This is a genomic window from Bradyrhizobium ivorense, from assembly GCF_900696085.1.
Lineage (GTDB): Bacteria > Pseudomonadota > Alphaproteobacteria > Rhizobiales > Xanthobacteraceae > Bradyrhizobium > Bradyrhizobium ivorense.
Genome location: NZ_CAADFC020000033.1, coordinates 673,765 through 686,795, shown reverse-complemented (window position 1 = coordinate 686,795; position 13,031 = coordinate 673,765). Strand labels below are relative to the sequence as shown.

The 13,031-nt window shown below is 65.1% G+C and carries 9 protein-coding genes, 1 tRNA gene and 1 pseudogene; 6 read left to right on the top strand and 5 right to left on the bottom strand.

Going from position 1 to position 13,031, the window contains the following annotated elements:
• Positions 1-263, top strand: a pseudogene (locus tag CI41S_RS41575) (IS110 family transposase); the annotation flags it as partial.
• Between the two features lie 365 nt (positions 264-628).
• On the opposite strand, the gene CI41S_RS41570 reads toward CI41S_RS41575, so the two are convergent.
• Positions 629-1,015 (bottom strand): VOC family protein, encoded by a 387-nt coding sequence (locus CI41S_RS41570; RefSeq protein ID WP_139864712.1) that lies wholly within the window; start codon positions 1,013-1,015, stop codon positions 629-631.
• A 226-nt stretch (positions 1,016-1,241) separates the two neighbouring features.
• Here CI41S_RS41570 and CI41S_RS45115 point away from each other — a divergent pair, with 226 nt between their 5' ends.
• A complete protein-coding gene (locus CI41S_RS45115) occupies positions 1,242-1,373 on the top strand; it encodes a hypothetical protein (RefSeq protein WP_256436608.1) in 132 nt (43 codons plus the stop codon).
• A 186-nt stretch (positions 1,374-1,559) separates the two neighbouring features.
• Here the strand turns inward: CI41S_RS45115 and CI41S_RS41565 are convergent, their stop codons facing one another.
• The 3 genes from CI41S_RS41565 to bamA form a co-directional block, all read right to left on the bottom strand.
• The gene (locus CI41S_RS41565) at positions 1,560-2,288 is read right to left on the bottom strand and encodes an alpha/beta fold hydrolase (RefSeq protein WP_139864711.1); all 729 of its coding nucleotides are present in this window, start codon (positions 2,286-2,288) and stop codon (positions 1,560-1,562) included.
• Between the two features lie 114 nt (positions 2,289-2,402).
• Positions 2,403-2,966, bottom strand: a complete 564-nt coding sequence (locus tag CI41S_RS41560; protein ID WP_139864710.1) for a DinB family protein — start codon at positions 2,964-2,966, stop codon at positions 2,403-2,405.
• 108 nt (positions 2,967-3,074) lie between these two features.
• Positions 3,075-5,591 (bottom strand): outer membrane protein assembly factor BamA, encoded by a 2,517-nt coding sequence (gene bamA / locus CI41S_RS41555; protein ID WP_139864709.1) that lies wholly within the window; start codon positions 5,589-5,591, stop codon positions 3,075-3,077.
• 524 nt (positions 5,592-6,115) lie between these two features.
• Here bamA and CI41S_RS41550 point away from each other — a divergent pair.
• Positions 6,116-6,826: a response regulator gene (locus CI41S_RS41550; protein ID WP_139864758.1), complete on the top strand. Its 711-nt coding sequence runs from the start codon at positions 6,116-6,118 to the stop codon at positions 6,824-6,826.
• The gene (locus CI41S_RS41545; RefSeq protein WP_139864708.1) at positions 6,823-8,139 is read left to right on the top strand and encodes an ATP-binding protein; all 1,317 of its coding nucleotides are present in this window, start codon (positions 6,823-6,825) and stop codon (positions 8,137-8,139) included. The genes CI41S_RS41550 and CI41S_RS41545 overlap by 4 nt, the downstream gene beginning before the upstream one ends.
• Before the next feature lie 453 nt (positions 8,140-8,592).
• On the opposite strand, the gene CI41S_RS41540 is transcribed toward CI41S_RS41545, so the two are convergent.
• Positions 8,593-10,371 carry an acyl-CoA dehydrogenase family protein gene (locus tag CI41S_RS41540; RefSeq protein WP_139864707.1) on the bottom strand — a complete coding sequence of 593 codons (1,779 nt, stop codon included), beginning with the start codon at positions 10,369-10,371 and terminating at the stop codon, positions 8,593-8,595.
• Positions 10,372-10,597: 226 nt separating this feature from the next.
• Between CI41S_RS41540 and CI41S_RS41535 the strand changes: the two genes are divergently transcribed.
• A tRNA-Gln gene (locus CI41S_RS41535) sits at positions 10,598-10,672 on the top strand.
• Positions 10,673-11,407: 735 nt separating this feature from the next.
• On the top strand, positions 11,408-12,973 hold the full coding sequence (locus tag CI41S_RS41530; RefSeq protein ID WP_139486189.1) for a porin: 1,566 nt from the start codon (positions 11,408-11,410) through the stop codon (positions 12,971-12,973).
• The last annotated feature ends 58 nt before the right edge of the window (positions 12,974-13,031 follow it).

Below are 13,031 nucleotides of genomic sequence, written 5' to 3'. Positions count from 1 at the left end.
CCGGGGGCAAGCATCGCCCAGGCCGCATCTCCAAGCAGGGCGATCGCGTGCTGCGCGCGCTCTTCATCAACGGCGCCAGCGCCCATCTGCGGCAGCAGAAGGCGCGCGGCGTCAGCGATCCATGGCTGCGTGATTTGCTGGCGCGGCGGCCCTACAAGGTCGCCATGGTGGCCTTCGCCGCCAAGACCGCGCGCATCATCTGGGCCATGCTGGTCAAAGGAGAACCTTACCGCGACCGCGCGAGCGCGCCGGCTGCTGCCTAGTCGAGGGGCGACAGCCGCCGCGCTCGCGCTCATTCCTATCGGAAGGGCAATCAAGGTGTGATGGCAAATGGTCAGGAAACCGGGATCGAAACACTCCGCCACGTCATCGCGCGTCACAGCGCGCCGCAATGATTGGAATTCGATCAGCGATCTCCATCAGGGCCCGCGGTCAATGGCCGCATCTCGAGGCCGTATACATGACCGCTCCCCGATCCGCTTGCCGAAACATCAAGAAAGCCCTTGCCGACAGGGGGCCGTCCATACATGACGTGGGGGAGGGTGGCGTCCCGACGGGTCGCGCGAACGCGCCCGATGACAGGCTCCGCGATATCCGGGTGGCCCTGCTGTCGCTCTGCTCGTGTGGGCTACGAGTCGAGTGCGCTGATCGTGACGTAGTATCCGTCGGGATCGCGGAGCGAGAACTCCATCGTGCCGGTGTTCGGATTGACATGCGGCTCCTCGTCGAGCCGCTCGGCCAGCGCGCGGGCCCGCGGCAAGGCCAGCTCAAAATCGTCGACCCGGAAGAACAGCAGCAGGCCGTTGCCCGGCGTGGCGTTGCGCGGGCTGGTCAGCGTAGGATGCTCATGGGCGCCCCAGGCATGGAGGCAGAGCAGGACGGTGCCGTCGGGATCGACGATCTGGCCAAAATGGTCGTGGGCCGGCGCCGCCTCCGGCAAGCCAAGCAATGACCGGTACCATGCAAAGCTCTGTGGCACGTCGGCGACACCGATGATCGTCCAGATCCGCTTCATGATGCCTCCGCTGTGGCTCGCAGGCGACGATGCGCCGGCTTTTTTGGCAATCATACCGGCCTGAGCGGCCTGCCGGCCTCGAAATATTGCAGCGCAGCTCCTGCGAATCCGTGATCCGGCGTGATCATTGACGCCTTGATTTGGGCGTTCCCGGGGAGGAAACTGAGTTCCGTACGCAGGGTGCAAACGGAATGCCACGGCGGCCACCATAGGGGGGTGCCTGCAATTGCCGGATCGCTTCTACGAGACCTTCCAGGACGTAGATCTGCGCAACCTCGTCCGCGTCATCTCAGCCTGCACGTTGGGGCTGTGGGCGTTTGCGGCGGGGCTGCTGATTGGCACCTTTCTGTTTTCGTGACGCGGCTGCTGCGGTCTCGGTTCACCTCTCCCGTTCGGGGAGAGGTCGGCGCGAAGCGCCGGGTGAGGGCGCTCGCTCTCTCGATGGACCGTAACCCCTCACCCGATTTGCTGCGCAAATCGACCTCTCCCAAGGGAGAGGTGAAGCCTCCGATGCCGCTCCAGCTTGACCTAATCTCATCGCTCGCTAGCTTTGCCTGATGAAGGCGCCGATGCGCTCGCCGATCACGGCGCCGTTCTGATACAGCGCGCCGAGGTGGTCGCCGGGGATCGACATCGCATGCAGGCCATTGTCCTCGGCGAAGCGCAGCATCGGATCGTGCGGTCCATCCTCGCGTCCGTTCCAGAGCAGCACCGGCACCCGTGAGGCGAGCACGGCATCCTCCGCGCCGTCGAGCTGGTCCAGCGCATTGAAGCAGGCGCGCACGCCGCCTTCGAGATCCGGCGTCACCCATGCCACGAGCTCCGGCACCGTGCGCCGCGCGAAGGTGATGAAGGCGCTGTAGGTCAACGGGCCGCTATTGCCGCGCGGCAGTCCGGTTTGAAAATCCCAGCCGCCGATCGCAAGCGACGCCAGCCGCTTTGGGAAATACCTGGCGACGCCGACGGCGAGCCAGCCGCCCATCGAATGGCCGACGACATGCGCGCGCTCGCAACCGAGATCGTCGAGCACGGCGACGATGTCGCCGGCGCGCTGCGCCTGGCCGTATAGCTCAGGGTCGGCCGGCTTGTCGCTCAGACCATGGCCGAGCGAATCGATGCAGACGACGCGGAAGCGATCGGCGAGCGCCGCAACAACGCCACATTCTCGCCAGCTCGCGGCGTCGAGCAGCAGGCCGTGCTGCAGCACGATCAGCGGCCCAGTTCCCTCGACAGTATAATGGATGCGTTGGCCGCGATGGCAGGCAAATGGCATTTTGGCAGGTTCCCCACGTTCCAACGGGAGGTGAGGGTGAAAGGTGCGGGATTCAAGCCCCCGCGTTGCATGCAGGAACCCGCCACGCGCATCGGTCAGCGCGCAAGGCTGCAGTCAACCGCCCCACACCGTGCCTTCGGTCCAGCCGAGCTCGGTGAACTCCTGCGCCCGCAGCGGCGCTTCGCCGGCGGCGAAGAATTCGTCGAGCTGCGGTGGCTTGACGGATGTCTCCGACAGCATGGCGTGGGCTTGGCCGCGGTGATGGATCTGGTGCTGGAACAGATGCATCAGCAGGCGGTCGCGCCGCTCGGTCTGCACCGAGGTGTCGCGATTGATCTTGACGATGGTCTCCAGCCGCTCCGGCGTCAGCGCATCGCAGATCTCGATCAGGCGCTGGTCCATCGCGCGTTGCGCCGGCTTCAGCTCGGCGAGCGACGGGTAGGGCACCTCGTCGGCCCACGCGCGCGGGCCGAGCCAGCCGCCCTCGAGCGCATCGATGTAGAACAGGTCGATGACGTAGATGTGGTTCAGCGTTGCCTGCAGGCTTGGGAAGAACCCGGTTCGCGCGGCGGCAAACTCCGCCTGGCTCAGGGCGGCGCAGGCCGTGAGCAGGCGGTGGTTGGCCCATGCGTTGTTGTAAGCAAAGCCACGAAACGTCTGAACCAGGCTTGGCGGCATGTCTGTCCTCATCAGGTGAGCGCTCGATACCGATGAGAATCCTAGCACGCATGGCGTGCGACGGCGCGCCTCTTGCTGCCGCACGCTCCCGCGCCCCGAAACGCCGCCCTAGAACGACGTTCCGCCGCCGAACCTGAACTCCTGCACGATGTCGTATTTGCCCTTGGAGAGCGGCACCGCGTAGTCGAAGCGCAGCGGTCCGAACGGCGAGGCCCAGATCAGGCCGACGCCGACCGATGTGCGCACGATGCTGCTGTCGTCATACTGCAGGCCGCAATTGGGACACGCCGCGGTGTTGACTTCGCCGGTCGCGCTCCAGGATGTCGGCCCCTGATAGTCCCACAGCGAGCCGGCGTCGGCATAGACCGCGCCCTTCAGGCCGACTTCCTTCGGCAGGAACCAGAACGGCATCTGCAGCTCGAACGAGGCGCCCCAGTATTTGGTGCCGCCGAGCGCGTCGCCGGCCGCGCCGAGATTCCAATAGGTGATGTCGCGCGGACCGATGCCGTTGGTGGCGAAGCCGCGCACCAGGTTCGGACCCATCTGGAAGTGGTCCAGCATGCGCAGGTCCTGGTCGCCAATCTTGCTCAGGATGCCGCCCTGCAGATGGATCAGCCCGACCAGGTCGGACACCAGCGGCGTGTAGTATTTCGCGTCGACCGCCGTCTTCAGATAGCTGACGTCGCCGCCGACGCCGGCAAAGTCCTGCTTGAAGTCGATCAGGAGGCCGTCGGTCGGGTTCTTGTTGTTGTCGAGCGTGTTGTAGGTCAGCGTGTAGCCGACCGACGAGGTCCACGACGTGCCGTCGGCGAGCTCCTTGCGCACCGGCAGCGCGGATTCGCCGTCGGCATAGCAGCCATAGCCGTAGAAGCCGGAATCGATGGCGTTAGTCGGATCGATGCCGCCGAGCACGTTCTTGATGTAGTTCGGCGTCGGATTGAACGCCAGCGAGGCGTTGTTGGCGTTGTTGTTGCAGTTGTTGTACGCGCTCGACAGCGAGATGTTCTGCTCATAGAGCGAGTAGCGCAGCTGCAGCGAGAGATCCTCGCGCAGCGCCAGCCCGATCCGCGGCGAGAACCCCAGCGTGGTGACGCCGTAGCTGGTGTAGTCGCTGGCCAGCTGCTGCCGGTAGGTGAGGTCGAGCCCGAGCGCCAGCCGCTGTCCGAACAGATACGGTTCGACGAACGACAGCGAGGCGCCGCGGGTGTACTGGCCGTAGGTGACCGACGCCTTGCCGTAGAGGCCGCGTCCGAGCAGGTTGCGTTCGGAGATCGAGACCTCGGCCAGCGCGCCGTCGGTGGTGGAATAGCCGCCCGAGACCGAGAAATCGCCGGTCGATTTCTCCTCGATGTCGACGTTGAGGACGACGCGGTCGCTGGAGGAGCCCGGCTCGGTCGTCAGCTTGACCGATTTGAAGAAGTCGAGGTTCTTCAGCCGCCGCTCGGCGCGGTCGACCAGCGCGCGGTTGTAGGCATCGCCCTCCGAGATGTCGAACTCGCGCAGGATGACGTAGTCGCGGGTCCGCGTGTTGCCGCGCAAATTGATGCGCTCGATATAGCTGCGCGGCCCTTCGTCGACGTTGAAGACGATCGACACGGTGTGGGCATCGAAGTTGCGGTCGCCGGCCGGGCGGACCATGGCGAAGGCAAAGCCGCGGCGCGACGCCTCGATCTGCATCTCCTCGACCGACTTCTCGACCTGCTCGACATTGTACAGCGAGCCGACGCTGACGCGCGAATAGCCGCGCAGGGTCGAGATGTCGAAATTGGCGATGGTCGAGCGGAAGTCGACCGAGGACACGCGGTACTGCTGGCCTTCCTCGATCCTGAAGGTGACGAGAAAGCCCTTCTTGCCGGGGTCGTATTCGGTCAGCGCCGCCACCACGATGGCATCGGCGTAGCCGTTCTTCAGATAGAAGCGCCGGATCAGGTCGCGGTCGGCCTCGACGCGGTCGGGGTCGTAGACGTCGTTATTGCCGAGGAAGCTCAGGAAATTGCTCTCGTGGGTCTTGATGACGTCGTGCAGCCGCGCGGCCGAAAAGGCGTTGTTGCCGGTGAACTCGACCGTCCGGACCACGGTCTTGGCGCCTTCCTCGATGTTGAAGATCAGGTCGACGCGGTTGTTCGGCTGCTCGATGATTTCCGGCGTGACGCGCACCTCGTAGCGGCCGGAGCGGCGGTAGATGTCGGCGATGCGCAGCGTGTCCGATTGCACGGTGGCGCGCGAGAAGGTGCCGCGCGGCTTGGACTGGATCTCGCCGGAGAGCTGCTCGTCCTTGATCTTCTTGTTGCCCTCGAAGGCGAGACGGCCGATCACCGCGTTCTCGATCACATGCACGACGATCTGGCTGCCGTTGCGGTCGATCCTGACGTCCTGGAACAGCCCGGTCTCGATCAGCGCCTTCAGCCCGTCATCGATCGCCGCCTGGTCCAGCCGTCCGTCGCCGCCGGCCTTGAAGTAGGACCGCACCGTGTCGGCCTCGATCCGGCGATTGCCGTCAACGACGATGCCGTGAACGGTCCCTTGCACGGTCTGCGCGATCGCCCGCGCCGGCAACAGCGCCGCAAGCGGTGACGCCACAAGCAATAATCCGGCCATCGCCACCGCGAACGTCGCGCCCCGCATCAACTGAATCCTTCCACATCAACGTCCCTCCGTTGTGAAACGGGAGCGCGATGGCGGCGGTGTGGCTTGTCGATTGCGGGTTCGTTTCAAGTGGTTTGGATTTGTCATCGCGGCCGTGCGCGGCGACTGGCGGTCGGATCGGCGGCGCCTCGCAATTCATTGCCTTGAACGCACGCCGCCACGCCGGCGCGGGCTCACATGCCGGCCGCGCAAGCAAACTTCGGCAACAAGCGAAGCGGTTGCGTCGTGGGCTTTTCGCGATGCGTTTGCGCAGCTGGGCGGAAGCGCCGGATTGGGCCCAAATTCGGGACGGCAACAAAGCGGCAATATTAGTCTACATTACGCAACATTCAGGTTGCTGAATGGCCACGATCGACATGCTATTGGCGTTTGTTTCGCTCGCCGCACGCGACCGGATTCCGCCGCGCCGGCCGCGGTTCAGATATCACCCACCGGACTGGACGATGAATTTCGACCGCATCGATTCGCACGTAGTCGAACGCAAGCACGGCCTCGACCGTTCCATGACCCCACAGACCGTCCTGATCGTCGAAGACGATCAGGAGACCCGTCATCTGATCGCGCGTTATCTGAGCGAGCACGCCTTCTCGGTCGGCATGGTGGCGAACGGCCGCGAAATGGATCGTTACATGGCGCAGCATCGCGTCGACCTCCTCGTGCTCGATCTGATGTTGCCCGGCGAGGACGGCCTCAGCCTGTGCCGCCGGATTCGCGCCGACCGCTCGACGCCGATCATCTTCCTCACCGCGAAAGGCGACGAGGTCGATCGCATCCTCGGCCTCGAGATGGGCGCCGACGACTACCTGACCAAGCCGTTCAACCCGCGCGAATTGCTGGCGCGCATCAACGCCGTGCTGCGGCGGCAGGCGGCGGGCCTGACCGCGCTGGTGGGGAGCGGATCGCAGCGGTTGCGCTTCGAGGGCTGGACGATCGATTTCCGGCTGCGCGAATTGCGCGATCCGGAAGGCGCGCAGATTCCGCTGACCAGCGCCGAGTTCGACCTGCTGCAGGCGTTCTGCGAGCGGCACGGCCGCATCCTCAGCCGCGACAGTCTGCTCAGCCTGACCGGACGCCCGGGCGGCTCGTTCGGGCGCAGCGTCGACGTGCTGGTCAGCCGGCTGCGCGGCAAGCTCGACCGTGCCGAGGGGGCGTCCATGATCAGGACGGTACGGACCGGCGGCTACATCTTTACGCCGCTGGTGGAAGACGCGTGAGCTGGTCCGGCAAGCTCGCAGGCCTTTTCAGCTTCAGGCGCATCAGCGGTCAGATCGCCGCCCTGATCCTGATCACGCTGGTGCTGATTCACCTGCTGATGGCGGGATATTTCCTGCTCCGCCGCCAGGAGCCGCGGCTGCTGACCGATGAGCCGGTGCAGCAGTTCGTGCTGATCGCACGCATCGTCTCGCGGACGCCCGCGGCCGAGCGCGCGCTCTTGGTCAGCAATATCGGCCGTGGACTGCCGAACCTGCAGCTGCGCTTGATCGAGGACGCTACGGCCGTCGCGGCACGCCTGACTGCGGCAACGCCGATCGTCATTCGCACGCTGTTCGAGGGCCAGATCGAGCTGGTGCGGGGATCGGCCTCGGAGGCAGAAAGCGTGCTGTTTCATCTCGCGGATGGCGGCCTCCTCGAGGCCACCGTCGGCAAGCCGCATATGCCGCCGTTCTTCACCGGCCTGTGGATCTCTACGCTGCTGTTTCTCATCATGAGCGTGACTCTGCTCGGGGTCTGGGCCGGCCGTGCGCTGCGCGCGCCGCTGTCGGCATTCGCCCGCGCCGCGGAGAGCTTTAACGTCGACCGGATCTCGCCGCCGTTTCCCGAGAGCGGTCCCGAGGAGATCAGGTCGGCGGCGCGGGCGCTGAATGCGATGCAGGATAGGATCGCCGCGCTGATGCGCGACCGCACGCGCATGCTCGCCGCGATCAGCCACGATCTGCGAACGCCGATCACCCGGCTGCGGCTGCGCTCGGAATTCATCGCGGACGAGGCGCACCGCACGCAAACCCTGCGCGACCTCGACCAGATGCAGTCGATGCTCGAATCCGTGCTGACGCTGCTGCGCAGCGGCAATGCGGTCAAGCCGACGCTGGTCGACGTCGCGGCGCTGGTGCAGCTGGTCTGCGAGCAGTTTTCCGACTGCGGCCACACCGTCCGCTATCACGGTCCGAAGCGCTGCAAGCTGACGGTCAGGCCCGACGAGATCAGGCGCGCCGTCACCAACCTGGTCGAGAACGCGGTCCGCTTCGCCAGCGAGGTGACGGTGACGCTGACCGAGACCGACCAAACCGCGACCATCGAGATCGCAGACAACGGGCCGGGAATCCCCGAGCACAGCAAGTCCGCCATGCTCGAGCCCTTCGTGCGCGGCGACGAGGCCCGCACCATGGACGAGAGCAGCGGCTTCGGACTCGGCCTGTCGATCGCGCAGGCCGTCGTCCAGGCCCATGACGGGGAATTTTCACTGCACGACAACGCGCCGCAGGGGCTCCGCGTCAGCATTCGTCTGCCGCGCGCTCATCCAGCTTGACGGTGCGAGGTGCGCAAAACAACCCGACGGGCAACTCAACGCGGGTGATGACACCGAACAAGTTTGTTTGACATCGAACCAAACCAACCCGTCATCCTGAGAGGGTGTGAAGCTTTGTCCTCACCCACACCTGTCATCGCCCGGCCTGTGCGCAATTGCGCACATGGACCGGGCGATCCAGTACGCCGCGGCCTCTCGGTTCATTCACTACTGCCTCTGGAATACTGGATCACCCGCCTGCGCGGGTGATGACACCGAGCAAGTTGAGCAAACCAACCCGTCATCCCCGCGCAAAGGCTTCGCCTTTGTCGCTGGAGGTGCGAGCCTCTTCGGCGAGCCTCGAGGGACGCACGGCCCGGCCGGCGGCCGTCGATCCTTCGAGGGCCGCTGAAGAAGCGGCCACCTCAGGGTGACGGGACGAACAGCAGCGCCCTTCACGTCGCGATGCGCGGCTTACCCCGCCAGCACCGCGTCCGCGCCGGTCACTGCCTCGGCGCTCTCCGTCACCGTTTTCTCCAGCGACGGCGCCTGCACCGCGATGTTCTCGGCGAAGAACCGCGCCAGCGCGACGTAGCGCTGCGGCTCGGCGTCGCCATTGGCCTTGGCCGCCAGCGCCTCGCCGGCCAGCATGCAGCCGCCGAGCGTGGCGCCGAACAGCCGCAGATACGGCGTGGCGCCGGCAAGCGCATCGTTCGGCGAGGCGGCGAGGCGCTCGAGCAGCCATTTGCTGGTGCGCTCCAGCGCGCCGAGCGCATCGCGCAGCTTCGCGCCGGTTGAGCCGAACGCGGGGTCGTTGGAGGTCTCGACCTGCTTGACGGTTGCATCGAGCTCGTCGAGCAGCGCCCACACCGAGGCGCCGCCATTGGCCCCGAGCTTGCGGGTGACGAGATCGATCGACTGGATGCCGTTGGTGCCCTCATAGATCGAGGTGATGCGGGCGTCGCGATAATGCTGCGCGGCGCCGGTCTCCTCGATGAACCCCATGCCGCCATGGACCTGGACGCCGAGATAGGCGACCTCGTTGCCGGTGTCGGTGGAGAACGCTTTTGCGATCGGCGTCAGCAGCGCGCCGCGCGCGGCGGCGTCTGCGCGCACCTTGGCGTCCTTGGCGCGCACCGAGATATCGAGCGCAACCGCGGTGGCGTAGCAGATGGTGCGCGCCGCCGCCGTCTGGCTGCGCATCTGCATCAGCATGCGCTTGACGTCGGGATGCACGATGATCGGATCCATGCCGTCGCCCTTGCGGCCGAGCGCCTTGCCCTGACGGCGCTCCTGGGCATAGGCCAGCGCCTGCTGATAGGCGCGGTCGGCGATGCCGACGCCCTCGAGGCCGACGCCGAGCCGGGCCTGGTTCATCATCGTGAACATGCAGCGCATGCCCTGGTTCTCTTCGCCGATCAGATAGCCGATCGCGCCGCCCTTATCGCCCATCGTCATGGTGCAGGTCGGCGAGGCGTGCATGCCGAGCTTGTGCTCGACGCCGCTCGCATGGATGTCGTTGCGCGCGCCGAGCGAACCGTCGGCATTGACCAGGAATTTCGGCACCAGGAACAGCGAGATCCCCTTGGTGCCGGCGGGCGCATCGGGCAATCGCGCGAGCACGAAATGCACGATGTTGTCGGTCATGTCGTGCTCGCCATAGGTGATGAAGATCTTCGTACCCTTGAGCCGGTAGGTGCCGTCGGCCTGCTTTTCGGCACGGGTGCGCAGCGCGCCGACGTCGGAGCCGGCATTGGGCTCGGTGAGCTGCATCGTGCCGGTCCATTCGCCGGTGACCAGCTTTTCCAGATAGATCTGCTTCAGCTCGGCATTGCCGTGGGCGTCGAGCGCCTCGATCGCCGACAGCGTCAGCAGCGGGCAGAGGCCGAAGGCGACGTTGGAGGCGCTCCAGATCTCGGTGCAGGCGGCGTTGATCGCAAGCGGCAGGCCCTGGCCGCCGAACGCTTCCGGTCCCGACACTGCGTTCCATCCCGCGGCGGTCCAGCGCTGATAGGCGTCGGGCCAGCCGGGCGCGGTGGTGACCTTGCCGTCGTCGAGCTTGATGCCATGCTCGTCGCCGACCTTGTTGAGCGGCGCCAGCACATCGGAGGCGAACTTGCCGGCCTCTTCGAGCACGGCGGCGGTGATATCGCCATCGAAATCGCCGTAGTGGCCGGCCTGCACGGCCGCCGCGAGCCCGGCGCCATGATTGAGAGACAGCAGGATGTCGTTGATCGGTGCACGGTAGGTCATGGCGTTACTCCCGATGAGGCGTTTGCCGATTGTCATCCCATGAAACCCGCCGCCTCTCAACTCTGCGGAGCGGGCTCGCGCAGCAGGATCGGGTTTCAGCCGTCGCAGCGTCTCTCTATAATGACGGGGCCGACATCGGCGGGCGGCTTTCGCCTGATTTCGATCGTCGCCCTGTTGAAATGGCCTGTTGCACTCTGTAGACCGGCGTGGCCTTCGGTCGGCGTATTGGGGCGTAGCCAAGCGGTAAGGCAGCGGATTTTGATTCCGCCATTCGGAGGTTCGATCCCTCCCGCCCCAGCCAGTCGTGATCGCAGCCGTACGCGCGTCCCTCTCCGGCGCTTCGCCGGAGTTGATATCTTTCATCGGATCGCGCCCGCGGAGAACAAACCGGTCGATTCTCCGCGGCGACATCTCCCTGACATGGAACTCGAATATCCGGCGGCTGCCGCGATCCGCCCGCGGTCTGCCGGGCTGTGCAGGACGCTGCGCCGGCGCCGATTCCGGGGATCGGCCGGCGTCCGTGGGGGCGCGTTATGTTTCTCAGACGGCGGTGTTTTTGACGCCGCCGGCCGGCCGGCGCGCTGGAATCACCGCGGCTGCAGCCCGCCTCGATTTTCGTTTTCTCCGTAGGACTACCCGTTTTACACACCGTTCCACCCGGTGTTGCCCAAATTTCCGCCGGTCGCCGGTATTGGAAATATTGTCCTTACATTTCAATATCTTGTGAGGACGCCGCAGTTCAAATGCCCGTGATATTTGTGCAACATTTGCCCGAAAACAGCCGCAACTGGGCCGAAACCGAGCGGTCTTTTGTTGCGTGATCGGGGGCCTTCTGTCTCATATGGAACTGCGACGGAGGGGGGCATCCCAAGGTCGTCCCGTTCTAGGTGGTTCGCTTAAGTCCCTCGCGTTCAGCGGGTGTGTCCGAAGGCGCGAAATGGCTAAGCGGGGATATGGGGACAAGGGAACCAACCTGAGGGTGTTTACCCGGCGGATCCGGAACCTTCCCTGAGATAGAGCAACTTGGAGGTTTAACATGAAGATGGTTAAGAGCCTTATCCTCGGCTCGGCGGCGGCTCTCGTCGCGGTCGGCGGAGCTCAGGCGGCCGATCTTCCCGTCAAGGCCAAAGCGGTCGAGTACGTGAAGGTTTGCTCCCTGTATGGTCCCGGATTCTACTACATCCCGGGCACCGATACCTGCATCAAGCTCGGCGGCTATCTGCGCGCCGAAATCGCGGTGAACACCAACTCGGTCTACACCGGCAACACCAGCGGCCCGGGCGGCGCCAACAACCGTTTCACCAACGGCTACACCTGGCGTTCGCGTGAAGACCTCAACATCGATACGCGCACCGCGACCGAGTACGGCGTGGTCCGCACGTTCTTCGATGCGACCTTCACCTGGACCACCGACAACTACGGCGTGAACGGTGCGGCTCCTGGCGCGACCGTCTATGCTCCGCTCGGCGGCGGCGGCACGGTTGCCCCGGCTTCGGCTCCGAACAACGCGGGTGCCGGCAACGGTTCCTACGGCACGGTCGGCGTCTACTACGCCTTCATCCAGTTCGCCGGCTTCACCATGGGTAAGGCTGTCTCGCAGTTCAGCGCCCCCTGGACCAACTATCCCGGCAACATCTACGACGGTCTCGTCGGCGGCGGCGGCACGGTCACTGGTGTGAACCAGTTCACCTACACCGCTGAGTTCGGCAACGGCGTGTCGCTCTCGGTTTCGGCTCAGGATCAGGCTGCCTACTACCAGGCTGGCGTGAACAACCTCAGCGCCGGTGGTGCTTACGGCCTCAGCGACTATGCCGGCACGATCTCGCCGGACTTCGTCGGTATGCTGCGTGTCGACCAGGCTTGGGGTCTGTTCCAGGCATCGGTCGCTGCGCATGACAACCACGCTGCCTACTACGGCGGCACCGAGTTGACCGGTCATCCGGACGACAAGTGGGGCTGGGCTGGTCAGTTGGCCTTGTCGATCAAGAACATCCCGACCGGACCTGGCGACACCATCAACGTCCAGGGCGTCTACACCGACGGTGCGACGCGCTACAACATCCAGGACCTGGCGGGTGGTGCTGGTGCCAACACGATCTACAGCGGCACGGGCGTTCCCGGCCTCTATCAGAGCGTTGGCTTCGGCTTCGCTCCTGACACGGTCTTCGTGGCCGGCGGTCAGCAGCAGACCATCAAGACCTGGGGCTTCCGTGGTGGTTACACCCACAACTGGAACGCCTACTGGAACACTGCGATCTACGGCGCTTATGCCCAGATCATGTACAACGACACGTCCAAGACCCTGCTCTGCGGCGTCGGTGGCGTTGGCGGTACGGTTCGCACCACGTTCGCTTCGGCGGCTGGTACGGGTCTCACCTCCTGCAACCCCGACTACAACATTGCCCAGATCGGTGTGATCACCCGCTGGACCCCGGTCAAGAACCTGACCTTCTCGGCGGACTTCGTCTACACCCACCTGGACCAGAAGTACGCGGGTGTCGTCTCTGCCCCGAGCGGATCGATCGGCAAGCCGGCTGCTCTGTACGAAGTGAAGGATCAGGAGACCTATCAGCTGCTCCTGCGCGCTCAGCGCAACTGGTAAGACCCGGTTGATCTGATCTCGATAGAAACAGAACCCCCGGCGGGAAACCGCCGGGGGT